The organism is Vibrio sp. 1249-1, assembly GCF_033340495.1.
In genome coordinates, this window is record NZ_JAWOWJ010000007.1 from 59,860 (window position 1) to 82,161 (window position 22,302).

Genomic DNA, 22,302 nt, shown 5'->3' on the forward strand with positions numbered 1-22,302 from the left:
TTGGTAGTCCCCACGGCAACAGTTGATATGAAAAAAGTAAGTGGCTTACGCCACTACTTCTTCACGTTGATTACTCGGTGCAACAGCTGATTTCTCAAGCTTCATTACGCCCTTCATCTTGAATGCCGAACTAGACATTTCAACAATCGTTACACGATCCATACCGTCTTCGAATTGACTTAAGAACTTGGCAAAGCCAGGACCCGAAATCATTCTTCCAGTTAAGAATTGTTCACGACCGTCAATGACAGTAGTTGCAGCTTTCATATACACGCCGTATTTAAATGTCTCAATGATAGTCACTTGCATAATAATTCCTCCACAGAATTGTTGGTTGTAGAGGATTGACACACACTGATCCCCAAAGGGGTCAGGTATGTCGCCCCTCTGGGTTTGGTTGTTTTTGCGGTGACCTTGGTTGAGGCCTATCCGCGGTAGTATGTTCTTAGGTAGGCGAATAATGAATTTGCTAATTCATTCGCACTATTAATCGCAAAGTAAGGTCGATGTTCGAAGCCGGCCAGTTGACCTGTTCCGATACCGATACCAATAACGGTGATTCCCATAACATCACATTCTCGCAAAGCAGCTTGTACCGTAGCACCGCTGGTTTGTCCGTCTGTAATTAGGAAAAGCACCTTTTTAGGTTCTTTGCGTAAACCTAAACGAGCAGTTGCACCTTGAAGAGCTTCGGCAGTCGGTGTGCCGTGGTCGGCATGGACGTTGAAGCTTCTTTGGGCAACAGAGTTCATTCGCTCAGTAAATGACTTAGCAATGTGAACATATCCATCTTGACGAACTGCGTCGTAAAATGGGTAGTAAAGCACTTCACACTCAGCGCCTTTGATGAACTCAATAGCTTGACCGATTGCGAAAGCTGCTACATTGGCCATCTCCATGTTTGGGCCTTGCATTGAACCGCTTCTATCAATCAAGATTGAAAAAGCAGTATTAGGCGACTTAGAGATAGTTTCTGTTTTGAAAACGCGGTTGTTACCTGCAGAAACACCCCAAAGAGTGCCAGCACAGATTTCAGTACCTGAGTTTTCATAGCTACGCTTTACACGGTTGCGATCATTTAGAATGCTGTTAAGCACCAATTTTACTCGCTGTGATTGCTGTCTAGCCTGTGACATCCATAATGGAATGCCTGCGGCATCTGGTGACTTATCGCATCGGTAGGCCATTGTAGGCGCCGAATACTCGTTACCGTATTCCTCTTGGAATTCTTCCAAGTTTTCTTCGGCCTTATCTTCCATCATGCGGCGAATACCATCATGCATGTCTTCCAATAGGTCGTCGTCGTCGGCATTGATAGCTTTCTCAATTTCTTGAGAGCTTACCTGATTTGAAAAGCTGTCAGTTTCTGACTGACTTTCAGAATCATCGCCGTCTGCATCATCATTTGAATCAGTGTTTGATTGACCAGATTGTTCATCATTGCCTTGGTCATCAGAGTCAGATTTTGAATCACCAGATTGGTTATCATCACCTTCGTCGTCAGATTCAGCATCTGAACCACCATTCTGTTCATCATCACCTTCGTCATCAGAATCAGACTTTGAATCACCAGATTGGCTATCGTCACCTTCATCGTCAGATTCAGCGTCAGAACCACCATTCTGTTCATCATCACCTTCGTCCTCAGAGTCAGACTTTGAATCGCCAGATTGGTTATCATCACCTTTATCATCAGATTCAGAATCTTGGTCACCAGACTGATCACCTTCACCCTTATCATCTGAACTTTCTGAGTTATCAGAGTCATCAGACTCGGACTGTTCTTCATCATTTTCAGAGTTAGAACCAGAGTCACCAGATTTATCATCTTGGTTTTCATCTTGATCCTGTTCTTCTTCCTGTTGCTGTTGGTCTTCAAACTCTTCCTGCAAAACCTTTAGTACATCTTCCGCACGACGACGAGCGTCAGCAGTTGAATGGTCATTGGCAGAATCAGTAAGAATGGCTTCTAACTTAGGAAACGCATTTGGTAATGCGCGACTTAGGTAAAAAGCAGCATCTTGAGAGAAGTCTTTGAGTGGGTATTGGTCGAGGTGCTTGTAGCGGCCAGTGTACAAGATGTACTTCTGAACCAATCGTACAAGGTCATCCTCATGAGATGGTGCACTAAATAAACCGCGTTTAATTGCAATCTGAACCAGCTTTAACAAGTTAGTTTTAGAGCCAGGGTACTCATGCCCGACAAGTTTCTCGATTCGAACATCTTCAAAGATATTCGTAAGGCGTCTGACCATCTTATTGTTGATGCTGTACCACTCTGAAAAATCAGTGTGCTTACAGTGACCATTTTCATGATCAATCATGCCTTCAAGCATGTCTAAGTACTCAGGGTCTTCCATATTACCTAGCGGCAAAGTGGTCGTATTTCCCGAAGTACAAGCTTTAGTACCTTGAATTTTTACACCAACGCTGCGGCCAGTATTCATCGTTTGAAGCAAAGTAAACTTACGTATAAGTGCCTGTTTACGACGCATTACTAACGCAGGGTTTTCTGGTTTAGCGATTGCAGTATCTGCAGTATTGATTGACATAGGATATTCCTCCACTGTGGTTTGGTTTTTGGTCAACCCACAGGGAGAAATACAACCCAAAGGGAAGTATAACTCCCCTCGTGGGTTAGGTTTTTTTAAAAGAAGAAACCAGATGTAGTCACGTTTTGTGGCTCAGCTACTGGAATCTCAGGTGTAACAGTTTTAAATGTATCAAGTGCATCAAGGTCTACTGTAATACCATCTTCTGCAACAACCACATCGTCAAACGAAGCATCAGCTTGTTCAACTTGAAGCGGTTCTTCCATAGCGACAGGTACTTCAACCATTGGCGCCGGCATTTCTACAGGTGCTTGGTCAACAGTAGGTTGCTGTTCGACAACTGGCTGTTCTGCAACAACAGGTTGTGTATCTACAACTGGTTGTTTTTCAACAACTGGCTGAGATTGAACTGCCTGTGGTTTTTCAACAACAGGTGTTTCAACAACTGGAGCTTGAGCTTTAGCAGCTTTATTACGACGAACTATTTCTAGCTGACGCAGTAATTCCGCTTCAACATCATCGATGCCGGTATCAACTTGAGGCGCGTTATCTGCAGCCGTTGTTGATTGCTCTTCTTCCTCTTCCTCACTTTCAACTTCGGCTACCTTAGCTGCAATCTGGTTAATACCCGATGCATGTAGCTTAAGCTTGTGTGAGTCAGTCATCATCATGACGTGAGCCATAAGATTACTGAAATGCGATCCTCTGATTTTGCCTGTGTTCGGTAGAGCCTTATCCAGCAAATCGTCAAACATATCGACAACGCCTTCAAATACCGGGTCAAGCATGTACAGAGAGAACACTTTGTCACGTAGGCGACGCAGTGGACGTTTAATATCTTGAGTACATTCTTCTTTACGTGAACCTTTCGCTTTACCATCTTTGATTGTTAAAGAGTCTTTAAGGAGTGCTTGTGCTTCCTTAGCGATGTCTTCGAACAACTGTGCTGCAGCTTCACCGACAATATCTGCCAGATCTTCTTCAACGCGTGGTGTGAAACGAACAGGTTTGTAAATGCGCAGACGGAAACGAGCGCGAACTTCCTCAACAGTCATGTACCCATCACGAATGACAGATTCCAATCCCGGATGTGACTGACACCAATCTGTGATCAGCTGTTCATACTTGCTACAGAAGTTATCAACTTCTTGCTCATACTCTTCAACCAATGGTTCAGCTTCTTTTAGCAGCTCGATAAGAGCAGAGTCAGATAGTAAATGGTTACCCATAAATCTAACGCCAAACTTATTGAACAAGCGGCCAAATCGAGAAGCGAACTTATTACAGAAACTAAGGTGTGTTCTTGTATCCAGAAGTGACTTACGACCCGGTGAAACTAGATCGTCAGGTAGTTCAACAGATTTACCGCCTGAATCAAGCGCTGTTACTTTACCTTCACTAAATGTCTTCTTACCGCTCCAGTTACGCATTTCGTAACCGATAATCACACACCCCTCTTTGAGTTGTTTGTGGTTATCCAACAGCTCTTGAGTAGCAGCCGTTGCATGATCGATAACAGACGAGTTAGTAGTAGTTGATAGTGACATGGTTATTCCTCCACAGAATATTGGTTTGGTTTGGTTATTCAAATCAACCCAGGGAATACCAGTCACAGATCAACCCCTATGGGGAGATTGTAAAAAGCATCCCCATAGGATTAATTTTTAGGTTTGTTACACAAAAGTTCGAGTCAAAGAGTTAAAGGTTTTTTGCCCAATTGAGACATAACCTTTCCCTTCTTTTTCAGTGATCTTCTTGCGAACATAAAATTCACCTTCAATGTTTGACCCATTAAAGTCAGTGACTAAAGGCTTAAAGTAATAAACAAGTTGGGAACCGCCCGGCTCAGTGAACCAGGTATGGACACCGCGTTGATCTTGGCCTATTGCCCAAGTCTTTTGCTTGCCATCCGGTCGGATTGCTCCATAGCATTCAAATTTGACGCTAGAAACATCCTGTTCAGGGGAAGAACAATAGTCCTTCTCCTGATCAGTTCCCTTACTTACTTTCCCGATGCATTAGCCTCGTTCCAACCATCAGGATGGTCGAAAGACTCTCCGAAGATACGATGAACGATTGCATAAACTGCAGGTTCATCCGCTTCATCAAGGCTGTTACCGAATACAAAGTCGAAAGACTCTCTCAACGGAACATTTTTAACACCAAAGATTGTCATGTAATCTGCCCATGCCACTAGAACACGAGTAGAGAATGCACAAGACAGACGTTCATCTGGCAGAGCCAGTTTCTTAAGTGCTTCCGGTGTGGTCGCTTTGGCTTCCAGCTGAGGTGCACGAAGTGCAAGTCTCATTTGGCCAGCCAACTTAATCATCTTGTGTCGAGTGCCTTTGCTGATGTCAGGGTAACTTGCAGACAAGATACTATCTTCCACAGCAGCTGATGGATAATCACATTCAACGAAAGCAAAACGACGACGGAAAGCTTCATCAAGACGTTGAGAGGTATGGTATCTACCTGTCATGTCACCACCACCATTCGTATTCGCGGTTGCGCAAAAACGGAAGTTTTTATGTGGGGTAATGATTTCGCCTGTATCGTCTAATTGCCAAGGTTTGTATTCAGCAGGAGTGTGAAGCTTGCTCAGGAAATCTCCTGAACCTTTATCACATTCATCCATAATCTGACACCAACCATATTTCATAGCGCTTGCCACACTACCGTAACGGTAAGGTGTTTTGCCATTAAACAAGATGTAAGAGCCTTGAGCCTTTTCAGGTCGCATACTCTCATTCACCGCGGTTAAAGACACTGGCCAGTTCATACGGTCAGCAAACCATAAAAGCATTTCAGTTTTACCAGTACCTGTTTCACCAAACATGAAAAGCGATAGCTTACGTGTTGGAGCACACCACCAAGCAAGGATTGCTCGAAGTACATCACGTTGAGGGATGTAAGTCGGATTCGAATCGATGCATTTTGGATGACGGTGTTTAGGGCGTTGGATCTTGAACATGCCTTTCGGAATGTGTGGTGCAAATACTTCGCCGGCATCAACCAGTTCCAATTCGCTCCAGCGAGGGTCACTGTAAACAATGTCCTCAATCATTGGGTTTTTAAGCTCCAATAACTTAACCAATTGCTCATTAGACATTTGGCTAGCTGTTTCACGGTTGATAACTTGAGTTGGTTGAGCAGTAATAGTTGCAGTATTAGTCATTTTAAAATTCCTCCACAGGATTTAGAAACCCGCAGAGGACAAACACAACTATCCCGTAGGGGAAGTTATGCCGTCCCCTTTGGGCATGGTTGGTTTGGTTTTTGGTTGTTTAATTAAACGTCGAACTCAGAATCTTCTGGATTCTGAATAAAGTACATTTTTGGTTTGATACGGTTGATAACGCCTGCCATGTCCATACCGATTTTACTGGTTAGTTCACGTAGTTCGTCACAGTGCATCAATGTTGCTACCTTTGCCCACTTAGCTTTGCTGGTTTTGCATTTGCGAAACTCAGACAAGAACCAGTCAGCTAATTGGTCTTTAAAACGACGAGAATTACATTCACGCGGTGAAAGGCCAATTTCATTTACTTCATCTACAACTTTGTGGTCCAGCTTCACAAGCATGTTAATTACTTTGCGAGTCTGGGCGGCACTGTCGTAGTTTTGAAGCGCTTCAAGAACACCATCACGAATATCGTCAGGTTGGTAACCAATCGCAGCACACAAATCCTTAAAGGATTCGCTTTCTTGCCACGATACGATTTCCTCACGAGTCGCTGAGCCAGGTTTAGTTTGACGTAGCTGTTTAAGGTGTTCGTGTAACATCCCATCCCATAGTTCAAGCAATGTGTTTTCATCCCAATCAAGTAACAGTTCATCAGTTGCAGGATCGTACTCAGGGCAAAGCAAGAGCATGTGATCAGGCATAGACTGTGACGCATTGGCATGGCGCATTGTGATACCGTCTTTGTCTTCAACCATAGCTCGAGGTGCAGTGACGCGTTTCTTAGGCGCGGTGCTCTTCTTCGCTTTAGGTTTAACTTGACGTGGTTTAGGTTGAGAAGCAGTTTCGATAGAACCAAAGATGTCGTATTGCATGTGTAATTCCTCCACAGAATTTTGGTTCTGCTTAAACGAGGAATACACTTCTGCTTTGGCAGGAGTTATTCCTGCTTAGGCAGATTGGTTTAATTAAAGATTGGTTTAGTTACTAAATTTACTCGAGGCCAAGTTCTTGCATACATTCCCCTTCGATAGCGCATAGACTTTTGCCTAATTGCTCTTCTCTGAGTTCTGTAAATTCTCGGCCTTGTTTTGTTTTCTCTTCTGTCATGACAAACCGTTGCCGGCTATCAAGAGAAAAGTAGATATGCATCCGTTTAGGAGCATTCTTATCCCCTACCGTTCGGTGCCGCTCGATTCGACCTTTGCAGGACGACGCAAGTTGAAACATCAAACTAGCCATGACATCACCTTAACAAGCAGCAAAGTAAATTTCGTTTGCGCGAGTTACTGCACGATCGGCCATATGTATAAGGCGGTCACATGTAGAAGCATCACGAGCAAAACGAGCTTTCTTACGTAGACGCGTCGAACGACGTTTCAGGTAAGCTGCTGTTTGTTTAGGATCGGTTGAGTTACAAGAGTTGTTAGTAGACATGGTGACCTCCACAGTCGGTTTAAAAAGGGAGATCACTGCCCCATTAGGGAGTAGTAAATCTCCCAAATGGGTTTTTAAGTTGGTTAGGTTTAGGTTTAAATTTCAATGGCAATGCCAAACAGTCAGTTATTACTGTTGACGGCTACCATAGAAATCTTCTTCGTCCCAATCTCCACCTTGTTGTGGAATTTGGTCATCAGTGTACTGCGGTGCATGTTGCGGTGCAGGGCTCTGAGGTGCGCTGTAATGCTGTTGCTGCTGCGGAGCACGTTGAGGTGCTTGCTGCTGCGGTGCATGTTGCTGCGGTTGACGATCATAATGACCTTGGCCACCAGCTTGTTGAGGTGCTTGTTGAGGTTGAGATGAATAATTCAAACCAGCCTCTTTAGCTAACTCTTTAAGTGCTTTAGGAAGATGAGACACTATAGATTCAACTTGAATCTCAGTAATCATATGACCTTCTTCACCTATAGCGCGCTGAACGAGAAAACCTTTTACACAAATATCATCACCAGAAAAAAGACCGCCATTGCGTTCAAGTTTCTGAATTTGATAATCGTTAAATTTTAAATTCATCCAAACTTTACGCTCATTGAATCCGGGTCCATCTTTTTTGCGCCATGAAGTAGTTTGACAAACAGACACAACGCCAAAGCGAGGTCCATTATTACCACCAAGTATCTTCAAGTCACGACCACATGTACCACCAAATCCAACAGTGTTTTCGTTCGTTTTAATCATTTTGTTGCTCCACAGATTTGTTTATAAACAAGCTAAAACGCTTGTTATTGAACGTGTAAGCGGAGCATATAGTATCTTACCCAAAAAGGTAAAGGACAAAGCTCCACCCGTTCGGGAAGTAAAATCTATCAACAAGTGGTTAGCTTGAAGACAGGTTGAAGACCATTTATATAGCTGGTCAATGACTAGTAAACATCTCTTTTTAGAGTAGTGAGATTAGCTACTTGGGGTGTGACTTATGCTATTACAGGTAATAGTGTCAGTTAGGAAAAGTATCCAATTAGACAAGTCACGATAGCACTTAGATCATCAACATTCCCGATCCCAAAATATGGGGAGGAAAGGCCAAAAGGCAAATGAATCAACTAAGGTGCAGGTATAAATTCGGAGGCTAGTCAGGTCTTACAGTTGCTGCCTAACGCCTAAACTGTCGGTGTGTGACCAACAGCTTGATTGAATTGGTTTTATTAATGAACTGCTGGGGAGAGTAACCTCCCCCAAGCAGCTTGCCAGGCTTGTTATAAAGATAACGAGCTAGGACGAACTGAAACCCTGCGACCTATCTAGAAATTGCAACAACCGCGCACTTTACTGGCTGCTCTGTGTATCGAGCCCAGCGGTGCAAATGACTTTTTCTAGCCATAGAATTTATAGTGGTTGATGGTCTTTTCTTTCGGAAGCTCACTACGTTATCGCGGTAATGCAATGAAACGTTTGATTCAGTATCGAGTGTGCTGTTTAGAGTTTCAGGTGTGGTTTCAGTCGTCATGGAATGCCTCTCTTTGTATTCAGATCTACCCTCAAACGCTCTCGCGTAAAAACGCTTGAGGTGGTAGACCTGAAAGAGAAACCTAGCAAGTGTAAGCCAAAGCCAATGCCAAAAGGCGTTAACTTCAACTTACATCTAGCTAGATATGCTCCATAACGGTTATGACAAAATCACTAAGTGAAAATGTGCATAACACTATAAGGTACGACCCTTACAGTACGAGCTTTACTATGACAACAAAAGGATGACGTCAGTAATAGCTTCGATAATGTCTAAAAGTAACATGGTATTTTCCTTTAATTGAATAAATCAAAACCACGTCACCTAAAAGGCAATGTGGTTACCTACTAGGTGTTAGACGAACGTATAGTCAGAACGACGAGCGGCAAGAATCACACGAGCAAGTTGCACGTATTTGTGATCTTCATGAACCATCCAAGTTAAATACTCAGTTGGAACTTGTGCCCATGTCTTACCCTCATGCTTACCAAATCTCACAGTTAGTTTTTCTAAGTTGTGAACACGTTCAGCATCAGAGTGGGTATGAACTAGGAAGCCACCAATTTCTGGTACAATAATCGCTTCTTCTTCTAGTTTCTTTTTGTGTTCAATAATCTTGTTTTCGATAGCAGAACCACCGGTGTAAAGCAAAGCAATTACACAAACACCAAGAACGAACAATCCTAAAAACGCCATAATATTTCCTCCGAAAATTTTAAATGAATAAAATTTGCACAAAGGAATACTATGAGTTTTTCCCGTAAGGAGAGTCATAGTCTCCTTATGAGAACAAATTTTGTTAATGACTACAGAGAAGCTGGCAAGCTAATCGGCAGTATATTTAGTTACTTATGCGAACATAAGATTTATGTATTTATCACGATTGAAAGTTATCAAACGAGCTTACTTTGGATTCAGTTGTGAGTAAAAAACACAGCTCTTCTTGAAACAATCCAACAAAGTCTCTCAAAAGAGAGGAAAGTTGTGGGAAAGGGCTAATGCCAAAGAAGAAATTTACCTTGTAATAGTAACCCACGTTGAAAGCGTAAGCACCTATAAATACCCTTACCAGCGGCGATTAAATACGACTTTGTAGACCCACTTAATCGCCACGGATTTTATGCTGCCTCTTCCTGTTCTTCATCTTTTCGTTGTTTGGCCAATAACTGTAGTTTTTCCTCAGCTAAGGCCAATTCTTCGGGGAATCCTTCTGCTAAGAATTGAGATGGCTCTTTCTTCTTCGCCGTTCCCGATGAATCAGGATCGCTGTTAAAAGATAGATAAAGTTCGTCAACTGCTCGAGTCATTCCAACATAGAACAGCCTACGCTCTTCCGGGACACCGCCCGTTGATTCTTCCTCCAGCGAGTTGTTAGATGGACATACGCCTTGATTTGATCCACAAATCCAAACCTGCTCCCACTGCAACCCTTTCGATGAATGAAGACTCGACAGTGTTACCACTCCACGTTCAGTGTCTTCATCGCCACCCTTTTGGCTTGGTGCTAAGTTCTTTGAAAGCAATTCAACCCGGTCGACAAAACCACCTTCAACTTTCAGGTTGATTAGGATGTCTCCAACCAGTTCAATAAGCCTAGCTTCTCGACTTTTCCCACCGCGATGCGTCTTAAGGAAATCAACTATCGCTTTAACCCGCACATTCAAATCAGACTTGGTAGTTGTATCACTCCCCCAGTCTTTCCAATGGAGGTGCAATTGTTCAGAGCTGTGGCGCCAATCCAACCAAGCTGGTGGCATAAAGTCTCCAAAAGAAGTACGTTTTTGAGCTAACCCTTGAGTCACCATTTGAATCGCTTCTTCGTCTTCCCCTAACCAACCAAGGATCTCACCAATGAAGCGAGTGTCTTTCGGACGTACTAAACTCCATAGCAACTTGAGGACAATATTCGCAACATTATCATCCCAAAGCTTCTTACCGCCTAAACGACGATATGGAATGTCGTGCATTTTTAGGTAACCTTCGGCTTCATCCAATATACGGTTAGTACGGCCAAGGACAGCCCATTGGCGATTGTCCGATGTAATGGCTTGTACCATGCCCTGAAATTCATCCGCAGCTGTTAAGTATCCTTTGAGTTTAACTATGCCGCCCTCTTCCCTGCCGGACACCATATCTTTGTATACCCGGTCCTCGTTGTACTCTATAACTCTTTTCGCGGCTGCGAGTATTTCTGGCCGACAGCGAAAGCACATCTTCAAAACGTAACCAACCGCATTAAAGTCACCCTGAAAGTTGACCATATTCTGGTAACCTGCCGCCCCGCGCCACGAGTAGATAGATTGGTCGTCATCGCCTACCACCACTATTTTTGCACCCATTTCTCCATGTATCTGTATCCAGGCATACTGCATGTCACTCGTATCCTGAAATTCATCAACGAGGATATGGGTTGCATCCCACGGCGGCAACGTGCCGTTTTGCACACCCAGGTATGCTGAGCGCGCTATCAGGTTAAAGTCTTGGCAATTGTTTTTCTTAAGTAGGTCCGAATATGCTAAATAAATTAACCATCCCGGATTGCTCCCCTTCCCACTTATTGGTTCAGGCTTAAGCATCCGTCCATAGGTATCAATGGCATTCATTGCTTCTTCAATATCCATTGACAGGCCTGCGTGACGCATTGCCCTTTCAAGGAAGTTATATTGCTCACCACCCACTAGGGTTCTCTTAGTATTTCGGCCACCATTTCTTAGCTGTTGACCAAATACAGAGTCAAACGTTGCAGCTTTAGCGCGATATTTACCACTACCTTGAATCTTCTGAGCAAGACGCTCATTGAGTTCCTCTGCAGCAGCTTTGGTGAATGTAATGAGTAGCAATTTGTATGACGGGTCTTTATTTACCAGATTATCCGCTAAGGCCACCATTGTATGGCTTTTACCACTACCAGGCAGTGCACAACACATAGTATGGCCGTCACTATCAGCCACCAGCTGTTGGTCTTCTGTTAATCCTGACACTATTACCTCACATGTACTTCTAAATGTTTGGCTTATGATAAACAAGATTGAATTATCTTACGAGTTCAATGGTTAGCGTTTTTATCTGGTTTGGCAACAACGTACAGAATTGATTTAAATTTACCCCAAAAACTGAAATTACTTGTTGATGTGCAACCGTAGTTACGTATCATTCGTCGGTTGAATATTTCCAGTGCCCTTAATTTTCTTCACCGAGCAGTATTGCACGTTCTGCAATAGGCTATAGCATTTAAATATCAACGACATAAAACACACGTTAAAGGATTTACCAATGAAGAAACTATTTGTACCTGCAATGGCTGCACTAACTTTGGCTCTTTCTGGTTGTGCGAGTAACAAAGCTATCGACCCAACACCTTTGCAATTAAACACGTCAGACTCAGTAGCAATGCAAACTCTGAAATCTGGTTACGATTATGTTCCGTTTGATATTAAGGACGCAGTAGTAGCGAAAGATGTTTATGATAACAAAGTAGGCTATGGTGCAAGTGCTGGATTAGGTTTTCTTGCTGGTGGTGGCATAGGCGCCTTGGGCGGTCTTGGTATGGCTGCGATCATCAACGCTGGTGGTAACGTACAAGCCGATTTTATTCAAATTATTGCTTGGATCCCTGCCGATAACATTGATATTACCAACAAAGCGGCTCTTGATGATTACTTAAAGACTAACTATTTAAAGCCTGCTGCGGATACGTTCATTGCTTCTGATTTCAATAAGCAAATGGAACACCCAACAGAGTTTGTTAGCTACAAAGATGGCTCATACCGTGTTAAAGGTGGTGCATGCTGGCCTGTAATGCACGGCGATGCTAAATATGGTGAATGCAACCTATTCCCTAAATATTCAGTTGATGTAGTTCGCTATGCGACTAAAGAATCAGGTATTCCATTTAACCCTGACGTAAAAGCTGATCGATACATTATTGTGCGTTTGACAGATGGACTACTGAACACGGCTACATTCCTACCATTTATCGAAACAAACATGGTTTCAGCTTACGTACCAGCAATGAGCTACAAAGCAGAACACCTTAACCGTTTTTCTCCATCGGATAAGCCTTTAGTAAGCCAAGATACTCCATTTGTAATTCGCAAAGGTGTTCCTAACTTCTTTGTGAAAGTTCAGAAATAGAACTCTAAACACATTGATAAAAGGCGACATTGGTCGCCTTTTTTGATCAGTCAGGCATCACATTGTGTAGAAATTTAGCAAATGGCACCACATCACAATCGATCGATGCGCTTTCTAATGCGTCAAGATATGCAGTTCTTTCCGTTACTGGCACCACCGTCCAACGATAACCACCAAGAAGAAACATGAAATTCATTAGAAATCGGCTAGTACGTCCATTCCCATCTGGAAATGGGTGTACGTATCCCAAGAAGAAATGTCCTAAAACAGCTTTTACAGCAAAATTAGGCTCACCCACAATAAGCTCTTTTAGCGCGTCCATACAGTCCATGAGATGTTCACTTTGTGGTGGCATATGGCGTGATGTCCGAATCATGATCGGCCCCTTTCTGTAGCCAGCAAGATCACGCTCATTAATGATGCCAGCCGTAACACAAGGCTTAAACAAAGAGGTATAGATTTGAGTTATGCTAACATCGATAAGGTACTCCAGATCCAAGTCCTCTGATCCTTCCTCGTGCGCCTCTTGAATCAACCCTCGTAATGCTTGGAATGCTTCATAATAACCTCGCGCTGCCAGTGCATCTCTTTGTTGCTTGTCTGCGGCTATGTGTTCTGAATCCCACTCGCCATTTGCTACACGGTTAATCAGTTCTTCGGTAACAACATATCCTTCGATGGACAGCGAGTGATAAGCATCCGATACGTATACCTTATCCATTGAATCTAGCAGTTCATTAAGAGTGCTCTTAAAGAAGTCAGTAGATGCCTTATCGGTAAACACCTGCTCTACATCTTCACGCAGCTTTTGCCATAGCAAACGAACGCGCACAGCCGCCGCAGATTCTTGACGTTTATTACCAATTTTAATGACCGGCACTTCAAAAGGGTTCTCACCCTTAATTGGTGATAGCCCAGCAGCAGTAATAATGTTTGTAAGGTTTCGAGAGTCAGCTTTACGACCAATCTCGAGATACGCACCAATCAATCTATTGGCCGATTGAACGTTCTTAGTAACGAGTAAACTGTCTGCAACTGCATTAACGTCAGATTGTCCAAGTGCGATTTGCACAGCCAAAGGATTAGACCTGTAAATTGTGGGAGCTAACCCGGCCAATGCGAACTCAAGTGTAAGTACCTGAACACCTTGGTATTCAGTGATGTGAGTAGGCTTACCAGATTTCTTTATCACCATAAGACTCATGTCGTTTGGCAATACTATATTTTTTGTTGCCCCCTCACTGGTAAATACAACTAGCTGTTTTGGCAAAGAGTTGTTTGCCGTATGAATATCGATGGATGCTTCCGGGTTTAGCCAGTAATCGTCACCGTATGCTTCTTGCAGGTATTGGCCAACGAACTGCCAAATGGATTGGTACCAGAGAGCTGACTCACCAGCTTTCTCTACTGTAATGTCTGCATCGAACAGGTACCAACCTCGAACTATTTGTTTTAGATAGCCTTCGGACACCAATAAGGTTCGCGTTGTAGGCTTAAGATTACTACTATTAACGATGTTCCCCGCTCGAACTGCAGACGCCTCTCTTAACGCCTCTGCAAGTTTTTCATTACCGGTTTTAGCCATAACTGTGTCCATCTTTTAAATTATCAGTGAGTGCTAAAAGTATATCACTCCCAGTTATGCATTTAAATTACTCTTAGTTACGCAAATGCATTACTTTCACTTACGCATTTATTTTCCTTTCAGTTACGCGCATGGGTTACTTTCACTTATGCATTCAAATTACTCTTAGTTGTTAACTTACATTACTTTCAGTTACGTATTAAAAAGGCGACCCGAGGGCCGCCTTGTTTTTCTATTTACTGATTCGGAGTGAACGCACCTTGCTCACAACTCTTCGGTCTTGGTCGCGTTGTACAATCGACATTATTTCCTACATCAGCCTCTTCCATCTCTTCTCGACGTTGAACCCAGGCATTATCGACTGAACGTTCTTGGTTACGTTCGAGAGCATCTGATCGGCCAAATCCGTTAGAAATGTTCCCGCCGGTTATATCTTCCATTGATTTATCGATCGGCAACTCATCTGACTCGGCCATCATTTCTACCCATTCAGTAAAGTCAATTTTTGAAAAGTTCACTTTGCTGAGCTCGGAGATCTTTAGCCCTCGACAACCCATTTCGTTTCTAAACGATTTAGCGCTCCATCCAAGCTGTACAATCGCTTGTTCCATGATGATTCGACTAATTACGCTTTCATAACAACAATGGAAATCTTTTGCACGATTAGTACAAACACCGAATACTTTGTCGCAGTCTTCATGGTGTGTTTTAAAACATTTCTTACTGAGTAATTGAACTCCCATGTCTTCTTCTTCTTCGGTACACGCCGTCAACATTGTGTATGCCAGTTTTGCCAATTGATAAACTGCATATACCCAACCAATGAAGCTGATCACGTTCATTACTGACGTGGCAATTGTGTTCATTGCTGTTGCCCCTGTTGCAGCGGCACCACTACCACCGATAGACGTGGCTGCAGAGTTAATAGCGTTCTGCAATGTCTCTGGAAGCATGTCGTAGATTTTCTGCATTAGGGTATTTTTAAAGTTTGATAACGCGGTTGTTACCGAACTAGAAAAGTTACCAATAACGCTACCACTATTTGAGACCAGGTTAGCAGAAGTATTTCCAGCAGTATTACCGACAGCGCCAGTTAACTTACTAGAAACTGTATTCCAAACACTTTTACCTACATCTACTGCCTTACTTGATAGAGTATCCCATGCGCCTTCAACTGCTTGGCCGGCAGCTTCAAGACCAGTTTGAATCGCTGTTCCACCGAACGCACCTTCTGCAGATGCTGCATATCCGGTCACCGTGTATATATTCTGACCAAGCTTGAAAACGTTCAATGTATTGACTCCAGCTGGCTGTTCACAACAGTCATTCACTTTTAACTGATCCCATCCACACCAACGTGCTTCACCGCTAAACACTTCACATGATGTCACATCACTTGGGTCCGAACATTCTTTTGTCGAACCAATCTCATTCATGGTCGCGTAAGTGGTTAATGCATTAGTAAAGTCTTGGTTGGTTTCATCGGCCCTTACTGTACAGGAACCATCAATACAGTTCTGATCTGTTAAACATGTATTGTTTGAACGCGTTTTAGTTATGACTGCGTTGCTCGTATCCTGACACTCATAGGTAACATTCCATGCATAGCATGTACCCGATTCTTCATCTAGCCAACCTTCTACACACTCTTGAGATACCGCGTCACATGAATCGTCTTCGTCGTATACAGCGCAACCGTCATCAAGATGGATAATGTCACTAAATGAGAAGCTACCTCCATTCATAGAAAGTGACTTGCCTTTTAGCGGATCACAAACGTAGTCTTCGCGGTGTGCTGACATGCATACCGGGAATTTTGCCGCGCCGTCCCATAGTGGAGCAAACAAGTATTTCGCATCACGACCAAGGCCTGCAGGATACAGTTGCTTAACTTGGGAGTAGCTAACATCACTTTGTGAACTGTTGTAGAAACCTACACGACCACTATGAAACTCTCCATCAGTGTCAATCCATACCTTGTCATTGATTGACAGAGTAAAATGCTCAGGCTCAATATCGAGTTGAAACTCGTATTCTTTATTGTCTGCCCAACCGGTACCCAAATTAGTCGCTAATACTTCATATGTTCCATCATCCTTGGATAATTGATGTTTTTTCGGTATTACACCCATTGGCCCTGTAACTTTGGCCAATACCAGTCCTTTTGCCGCGCCTTCTTGATTCCCTTGTTTCCATGAAATAACAAAATAACTATTGTCAGGATCTGTGAGATCCGCTCCCTTTTCAGGTACTCCAAAGACGAAACCAATATAGTCATCGTCTTCGTCAGTATTTACTTTGATGTAGCCTTTAAACGAGTTCAACTCATAGGAATATTCAGAGAGATAGCTGGTCGGGTTACCATTGATCGTTTGTTTAACAGTATTTTTATCATTTGTGGTTTCCCATTTACCATTTGAATCTTCGGTTCCCCAGGTACCTAAATCGATAATTGTCCATTCAACTTCATCATCACATTGGAATGGGCCAGATGTGCAGTAGCTATCGGGCTCTTCTAAACGCTCATTACAGCCTTCTGGAAAATAGTCGAATCGCTCTTCCCAGTGTGTACGAACCGGATCTTCGAAGATAAGTTCAACAACTGCATAGGCTTCACCATCACCGCCCACACCAACTTGATAGTCGAATTCAATGCGGTCATCGTCTGCGAATGCATCTTGGAATGCTTTAGTCGCATCAAATCTCGGTACGGTACGGCTTGTGTTTTGTTCACATCCAGTAGCTGTTGTTGGGAAACCATCTTCCGTCGGGAAGCCCATGTGAACACCGTTATAGAACATCTCACCATCGGCTTTCAGACGGAATTGGTCGTCATAACTACCCGTCAACACGGTTGCTTTTTTTACAGCATTACCTTTTACAAGAGAAATCGCTATTTTCTCTTTGTAGATACCACACGAACCTGTTTGGTGAAGGTAGTCATCCCCTTCTTTACCTAGAGTAAGCCTTACACAATCCTCACCACACATTGATAGACTGGCATTATCTGCACCTTCAATAATATTTAAGGTCGGCTTCAATAACTTGCGGTCAACGATACAACCTGATTGATTGTTTTTGTTTGGCTTCATGCAAGTTGCACGGTTAGTAATAATTTTGGTCGGGTCTAGTTCCTGATATGTAGTACTCTCCGCGCTACAGTCACCGAAATATGCCCCCTGCCCTGTAAATGCATCAGTTACCGTATTTCGGCTAACTTGGAACATTGCCGAGTCACGGCTGAGTTTACGTGCAGGATTCTGATTACGGGCATCCATCAAAGCGCCATACGCTAATGCTGAGTGGTTAGTGTTATCGACTACTTCCTCACTCGAATCACCTTCTACTTCGCCAGATGAATCCAAAAATTCTTGATTGCTACTAATTTGGCCGCGGATGAATTGGCTCTGTGCTTCTTCGTCTTGATAAGTGCCATCTGGCGCTGAGAATCCATTGTTTGTATCGACACCGCCACTAGAAATAGCTTTAAATAAGTCTTCATTAGATAGCTTGGTTTCGTTATCCATGAATTCAGCACTTACGTTAATACCACTTGTACCACCGGATCCACTTATAGATGGCATAGATATGGTGCTCGCTGTGTTTCGTCCTAATTCAGAGCCTTGATTGAAGAAATAGCTAAAATCATTGTCATCGAATGTCGCGGGGTTTGAGTCAGTCCGATTTTTAACACATAGGTTTGAACCTGCTTCTAAATACTGACCGCTAGGACACGATAGTTCACCGCTCGGTGAAACGCACACACCATAACGCATGGTTGTACCTGCCCCGCAGGTTTCTTCTGCTTCACCCGGGAAACACTGATTACCTTTCTGATAGTATCCCGCTTTGCAAGAAGCACTAGGAACCGTGGACAAAGTACGCGTACACGCATCGCCTTCCATAGAAAAACCACTGTCACATGCTTTTTCTACACCTTTATACAATGTACGAGAACACATAAATGCTGGTGCGTTTAACTTCCAACGCATATCTGGTGTAGTGTACGCAGTACCACTGCTATTACATTCACCAATGATTTGAGCTCCACTACTACAGCTCATATTCACTGTTGTGGGAGTAGCGTTCGCAGCATCGGCCGGACATTTAATTTCTTCCGGTGCTTCCACGTAATAACATGCTGTCCCAACTCGAGTAGTTCCTTCAAATCGATCTGAGCAACTGCCTTCTTCCACACTATCCCGGCCAGCAAGCATTGAACATTGGTTAGGAAACTGAGCGGTATCAAAAGTAAAACCTGTTGCACAAATAACTGTGGCCGATGTCGACTCGTTTCTAATACAACTGTCTCCAGAGCGACTGTAGCCAGAAGCGCAAGATTCTCTTATAGAACGGACTTCTTTCTTGATACATTTACCGCCAGTCAGCGTGTAACCAGATGGACAGCTGTAATCCATTTGTATAGGCGTATCTAGCGACAGTGCTGCAAAACTTGGAGTGGAAGCCGTCAACATTCCGATCAATATGCCAACATACGCTGCAGACATAAGGTTCGTTAAGTACGTTACCACCAGCACCATTGATAAGGATTTTTTGAACACGAGGATGGTGACTCCAGATAAAATTTTATCAATGGAGTCTGTCAGGTTTTGGGGTCACGCATTTCAATTAAGTGCCCCTAACTAGATGGACTTATTGAATGCGTAAGCAGCATACAAAATACAATTCCATATAGGATTTTTCTAAAAAAAATGCGATGTCAAACATCGCATTCATTAGAGGGTTAGTAGTACCGTACACAACAATCGTTGTAGCGGAAGATATTGTACACAAATGTATTATCTTTCCCCCCGCCAGCAGCCATACGCCCTAAGCCCCACTTCATCCAAAAATCTCCAAGAGGATGACAGCAAGAGTCTGTAATCTGGTTCCCCAAACTGTCCACCTCGGCCACTGGCCAAGCCATACTGACCTTATACATGGGTTTTGGAATCATCGGGCTATACACGTTTTCACACATCGCATCTTCGCCATAGGTAGTCCGAGCGAGCCCCCTACGGTGCATTGACGCTAGTGCCCTCGTAACAATCAAGCTACTAGTACGGATTGGGTTGTTATCTGTCGTAACGTTACCAGTGAATGGATACATATTTCCTTCACAACCAGCACAGAACCAGTTTTGATCTGACGGGTCTGACGTAGCCGTCAACACAGCACAATCTTTCATACAAACTGCCTGAGCTACGGGATTTGCAAATGCCGTTGCATCCGCGTTAAATACCATTGCCAACATATCGTCGTACCACGTAATATCGAGCATCGACATGTATAAAAGATCAAGGTCGACTATGCCAGGGTCTTTGTCACACTCAGGAATCATGAACATCGACAGCATTTTAAATACGGGGTTGGCGAAGTAATTGTAATGGAACGTGGCCATCGTTGTCCTATCGGCTTTTTTCCCTCCCCCGGTCGTTCCCATGCTGGTTAGGTCGTCCTGTACCATTGTTCCACCAAGGGTAGGACTACACCAAGGCGTCGTTGTGATTTCTATAATCTGTTCGGGCGCCCAATAGCCCACACTAAATCCCAGCTCTGGTACACCAAGTTCATCTTGGCAATAACACATCGCATCAGTATTCGCACCATCTGGCGGTTCAGAAGAGAACCCCATCAAGTTAAATGGCAATGTACAGCTCCAACAGAACTTATTGATCAAGTTATTGAAGTATTTTGTGTCCGGGCAAGCGGCATCACTAAGAAATGATGCCCCCTCTTCGGCTAGTGCTGGTGAGGCTACCGTGCAAAAAATGGATGTAGCGAGAACCAACTGGGCCAGAAACCGCTTTGCTTTTCTTATTAAGGACATCATTAGCCACCTAATAAAGCACTTGCTTGAGCTATCACAATGTCTGCATATGAGGTAATCGTTCGGCCAAGACTTGGGTTCGCTAAAGTAAAGTAAACACCACCTACAAAAGACACACCTACTGTTAATAAAAATCTCATGTCGTTTCCCTAATCTCTCATTTATTCTTTTACTTAGTTACTACTGAGGGTGTTTCTACTACCTCAGTACCCGTCACAGTGACCGTATTTGGCTCTATCCCAGCTTTCATTCGTTGTTTCATAAGGGCGTCTTCCTGAGCCTTAACGCCATACTCTCTAACAACGATTTCACCGTTACCTAAATAAATTTGTACCGGCAGTTTTTTTATCTGGAATCGATTAATCATGCGTTCTTGAAGCATGTAAACTTGTTGCTTGTATTCTTTACTCAAATCACTGATGAACTTAAAACCTTCTTCTTTATCGATTCGAGAAGTCATCAGGCCGATCTTTCCATAACCGTTTTTAATCTCTTCATGGACGAGTGCGCGCTGCTGCTCACTTAATCCATCAAAGATATACAGGGTCAGGCTCATACCGGGGAAATGGTCAATTGGGTTTACAACCTGCCCTTTGGTCGCCAACAACGTGCCATCTTTCGCCTTAACGTCTTTATGGAACTGGACTCGTGGATCAATCTTATAAATGGCATCTTCTTGAGCTGTCGGTATGAGGAAGTCAGGGAGATTTTGAATATAGCGATTCATTGCTTTGCGACGTTTAGCATCCCAGTCTACGGCTGCAACACGCTCTTGAATCTCTTCGATTACATCGCGTTCGGTGATGTCGTAAGTAGTGGAGACTACCCCTAGATTTTCAGTCTTTTTACTATCTCGCGCCTTTTCTAAAAACCAATCCAACGAAGCAACGCCGTTAACTGAAACGATATGATTGTCTTTACTATTGCGGTACACCATTGCCGGCGCTTGGGTAATGCCAAACACTTTATGAAGTCGAGGGTCAATGGATACTTTAGGCGTTGGGCGAAACTCCTTGGCAATGCCATACATTGCCGCGGCCGTTTGGTTAACCATCTTGTCTTCTGGACGCATGCCGCGAAGAATCACGCGAGCATCAACTTCCGAAGCGGTTTTCAGGATGTCTTTAATTTCAGATACCGGTTGGGAGAAAGATACGAAGTAATACAGCTCTTCACCTTCTTTCAAAGGGCTATCTGGGCGAGGCTTCATATCGATAGTTCGGATCTTACTTTTATCCACTACCTTATAGGTATCTTGGATAGTTTTCTCGATAAATGAATGACTATCATCACCAATCTGTTGCGCTGCAGGTATCCATCGTTTTACACCTTCCGGTGCACTCTCTACGGGAGCACTCGCATCGTATTGACGCAGCCAACTCGGTGCGTCCATCTTTTTCGACTGTTGAATGAGCTTTTTATTTTGCTCAAATGTGGCCATGTCTTCTGTTGTCAGCGTCGGCGCAGCGAATGACGAACTAGCGGTAAGGCCCAAGAGTATTCCCGCGCCCAGTTTCTTTCTAAAAAATGACATATGATTTTCCAACCACCTGACTAGCTATATCCACGGTTCCCCAAAATCTTGAATCAAGTGATCCAGGTAGGGTTCCGAGCGCGAAGAGTTTTCCACTTGTGAGATGTTCTTCTCGGGATAATGAGTCGAGGGTAACTTTTAGATAATCAGCTGTGACACTAACATCTGAGTGGTAATTGTGACGTCCGTTAAAAACTTCATTGCGATTAACAATGACAGTATCGCCCGGCGCGCCTACGGTGATTTTGGTGAAGAGGGTTCCATCAGGGAATAACACTGTATCTTTGGATTTAAAGGTAACAAGGTCACCTACACCAACATTCTGATCAGCTCTATCCATGATAAATAGTCGACCTGGTATACATGGATAATCACTAACTGGCGGCAACAAGGTATACCGAGAGCTAAACCCCATAACTGCAGCCGTGCAAATAACGCCTGTTATTAGAGGTTTGATTAGCCGCTCTTTACGCTTGCTGGTTAGCTTTCCTGTAATTGGAATAACTGCTGACTGTTCTGACATCTTCAACACCAAT

The 22,302-nt window shown here is 43.5% G+C and carries 17 protein-coding genes; 1 reads left to right on the forward strand and 16 read right to left on the reverse strand.

Annotation, left to right across the window (positions count from 1 at the left end; genetic code table 11):
* Positions 1–45: 45 nt before the first annotated feature.
* The 10 genes from R7Z50_RS14290 to R7Z50_RS14335 form a co-directional block, all read right to left on the reverse strand.
* Positions 46–309 (reverse strand): hypothetical protein, encoded by a 264-nt coding sequence (locus tag R7Z50_RS14290; RefSeq protein ID WP_053409887.1) that lies wholly within the window; start codon positions 307–309, stop codon positions 46–48.
* Between the two features lie 116 nt (positions 310–425).
* Complete coding sequence (locus R7Z50_RS14295; protein ID WP_318149136.1) at positions 426–2,552, reverse strand: VWA domain-containing protein; 2,127 nt, start codon at positions 2,550–2,552, stop codon at positions 426–428.
* Positions 2,553–2,647: 95 nt separating this feature from the next.
* On the reverse strand, positions 2,648–4,099 hold the full coding sequence (locus tag R7Z50_RS14300; RefSeq protein WP_079324384.1) for a DUF3150 domain-containing protein: 1,452 nt from the start codon (positions 4,097–4,099) through the stop codon (positions 2,648–2,650).
* Positions 4,100–4,554: 455 nt separating this feature from the next.
* Positions 4,555–5,730 (reverse strand): AAA family ATPase, encoded by a 1,176-nt coding sequence (locus tag R7Z50_RS14305; protein ID WP_079324386.1) that lies wholly within the window; start codon positions 5,728–5,730, stop codon positions 4,555–4,557.
* A gap of 113 nt (positions 5,731–5,843) precedes the next feature.
* On the reverse strand, positions 5,844–6,611 hold the full coding sequence (locus tag R7Z50_RS14310) for a hypothetical protein (protein ID WP_053409883.1): 768 nt from the start codon (positions 6,609–6,611) through the stop codon (positions 5,844–5,846).
* Between the two features lie 118 nt (positions 6,612–6,729).
* The gene (locus tag R7Z50_RS14315; RefSeq protein WP_053409882.1) at positions 6,730–6,978 is read right to left on the reverse strand and encodes a hypothetical protein; all 249 of its coding nucleotides are present in this window, start codon (positions 6,976–6,978) and stop codon (positions 6,730–6,732) included.
* Positions 6,979–6,987: 9 nt separating this feature from the next.
* A complete protein-coding gene (locus tag R7Z50_RS14320; protein ID WP_053409881.1) occupies positions 6,988–7,173 on the reverse strand; it encodes a hypothetical protein in 186 nt (61 codons plus the stop codon).
* A gap of 129 nt (positions 7,174–7,302) precedes the next feature.
* Positions 7,303–7,914 carry a hypothetical protein gene (locus tag R7Z50_RS14325; protein WP_053409880.1) on the reverse strand — a complete coding sequence of 204 codons (612 nt, stop codon included), beginning with the start codon at positions 7,912–7,914 and terminating at the stop codon, positions 7,303–7,305.
* 1,123 nt (positions 7,915–9,037) lie between these two features.
* On the reverse strand, positions 9,038–9,379 hold the full coding sequence (locus R7Z50_RS14330) for a putative quorum-sensing-regulated virulence factor (RefSeq protein ID WP_053409879.1): 342 nt from the start codon (positions 9,377–9,379) through the stop codon (positions 9,038–9,040).
* A 422-nt stretch (positions 9,380–9,801) separates the two neighbouring features.
* Entirely contained in the window at positions 9,802–11,664 is a 1,863-nt protein-coding gene (locus R7Z50_RS14335; protein WP_053409878.1) for an ATP-dependent helicase, read from the reverse strand.
* 292 nt (positions 11,665–11,956) lie between these two features.
* Here R7Z50_RS14335 and R7Z50_RS14340 point away from each other — a divergent pair, with 292 nt between their 5' ends.
* Complete coding sequence (locus tag R7Z50_RS14340) at positions 11,957–12,817, forward strand: hypothetical protein (protein WP_053409877.1); 861 nt, start codon at positions 11,957–11,959, stop codon at positions 12,815–12,817.
* A gap of 46 nt (positions 12,818–12,863) precedes the next feature.
* On the opposite strand, the gene R7Z50_RS14345 is transcribed toward R7Z50_RS14340, so the two are convergent.
* The 6 genes from R7Z50_RS14345 to R7Z50_RS14370 all read right to left on the reverse strand — a co-directional run bounded on the left by R7Z50_RS14345 (position 12,864) and on the right by R7Z50_RS14370 (position 22,289).
* Positions 12,864–14,402 (reverse strand): Fic family protein, encoded by a 1,539-nt coding sequence (locus R7Z50_RS14345; protein ID WP_053409876.1) that lies wholly within the window; start codon positions 14,400–14,402, stop codon positions 12,864–12,866.
* A gap of 236 nt (positions 14,403–14,638) precedes the next feature.
* The gene (traN, locus tag R7Z50_RS14350; RefSeq protein WP_169780640.1) at positions 14,639–18,910 is read right to left on the reverse strand and encodes a conjugal transfer protein TraN; all 4,272 of its coding nucleotides are present in this window, start codon (positions 18,908–18,910) and stop codon (positions 14,639–14,641) included.
* A 236-nt stretch (positions 18,911–19,146) separates the two neighbouring features.
* A complete protein-coding gene (locus R7Z50_RS14355) occupies positions 19,147–20,235 on the reverse strand; it encodes a TraU family protein (RefSeq protein WP_053409874.1) in 1,089 nt (362 codons plus the stop codon).
* On the reverse strand, positions 20,235–20,372 hold the full coding sequence (locus R7Z50_RS14360) for a hypothetical protein (RefSeq protein ID WP_157052370.1): 138 nt from the start codon (positions 20,370–20,372) through the stop codon (positions 20,235–20,237). The genes R7Z50_RS14355 and R7Z50_RS14360 overlap by 1 nt, the downstream gene beginning before the upstream one ends.
* A 29-nt stretch (positions 20,373–20,401) precedes the next feature.
* Positions 20,402–21,766: a TrbC family F-type conjugative pilus assembly protein gene (locus tag R7Z50_RS14365; RefSeq protein WP_053409873.1), complete on the reverse strand. Its 1,365-nt coding sequence runs from the start codon at positions 21,764–21,766 to the stop codon at positions 20,402–20,404.
* Positions 21,753–22,289, reverse strand: a complete 537-nt coding sequence (locus tag R7Z50_RS14370; RefSeq protein ID WP_169780639.1) for a S26 family signal peptidase — start codon at positions 22,287–22,289, stop codon at positions 21,753–21,755. Before R7Z50_RS14370 ends, R7Z50_RS14365 begins: the two co-directional genes overlap by 14 nt.
* Between the last annotated feature and the right edge of the window lie 13 nt (positions 22,290–22,302).

What these genes read in the sequence shown, in the direction of transcription:
- R7Z50_RS14365 (WP_053409873.1), bottom strand. Translation starts at nt 21,766, where the DNA reads ATGTCATTTTTTAGAAAGAAACTGGGCGCGGGAATACTCTTGGGCCTT.
- R7Z50_RS14330 (WP_053409879.1), bottom strand. Translation starts at nt 9,379, where the DNA reads ATGGCGTTTTTAGGATTGTTCGTTCTTGGTGTTTGTGTAATTGCTTTG.
- traN (WP_169780640.1), bottom strand. Translation starts at nt 18,910, where the DNA reads ATGTCTGCAGCGTATGTTGGCATATTGATCGGAATGTTGACGGCTTCC.
- R7Z50_RS14355 (WP_053409874.1), bottom strand. Translation starts at nt 20,235, where the DNA reads ATGATGTCCTTAATAAGAAAAGCAAAGCGGTTTCTGGCCCAGTTGGTT.
- R7Z50_RS14290 (WP_053409887.1), bottom strand. Translation starts at nt 309, where the DNA reads ATGCAAGTGACTATCATTGAGACATTTAAATACGGCGTGTATATGAAA.
- R7Z50_RS14305 (WP_079324386.1), bottom strand. Translation starts at nt 5,730, where the DNA reads ATGACTAATACTGCAACTATTACTGCTCAACCAACTCAAGTTATCAAC.
- R7Z50_RS14360 (WP_157052370.1), bottom strand. Translation starts at nt 20,372, where the DNA reads ATGAGATTTTTATTAACAGTAGGTGTGTCTTTTGTAGGTGGTGTTTAC.
- R7Z50_RS14300 (WP_079324384.1), bottom strand. Translation starts at nt 4,099, where the DNA reads ATGTCACTATCAACTACTACTAACTCGTCTGTTATCGATCATGCAACG.
- R7Z50_RS14315 (WP_053409882.1), bottom strand. Translation starts at nt 6,978, where the DNA reads ATGGCTAGTTTGATGTTTCAACTTGCGTCGTCCTGCAAAGGTCGAATC.
- R7Z50_RS14325 (WP_053409880.1), bottom strand. Translation starts at nt 7,914, where the DNA reads ATGATTAAAACGAACGAAAACACTGTTGGATTTGGTGGTACATGTGGT.
- R7Z50_RS14310 (WP_053409883.1), bottom strand. Translation starts at nt 6,611, where the DNA reads ATGCAATACGACATCTTTGGTTCTATCGAAACTGCTTCTCAACCTAAA.
- R7Z50_RS14320 (WP_053409881.1), bottom strand. Translation starts at nt 7,173, where the DNA reads ATGTCTACTAACAACTCTTGTAACTCAACCGATCCTAAACAAACAGCA.
- R7Z50_RS14295 (WP_318149136.1), bottom strand. Translation starts at nt 2,552, where the DNA reads ATGTCAATCAATACTGCAGATACTGCAATCGCTAAACCAGAAAACCCT.
- R7Z50_RS14370 (WP_169780639.1), bottom strand. Translation starts at nt 22,289, where the DNA reads ATGTCAGAACAGTCAGCAGTTATTCCAATTACAGGAAAGCTAACCAGC.
- R7Z50_RS14345 (WP_053409876.1), bottom strand. Translation starts at nt 14,402, where the DNA reads ATGGCTAAAACCGGTAATGAAAAACTTGCAGAGGCGTTAAGAGAGGCG.
- R7Z50_RS14340 (WP_053409877.1), top strand. Translation starts at nt 11,957, where the DNA reads ATGAAGAAACTATTTGTACCTGCAATGGCTGCACTAACTTTGGCTCTT.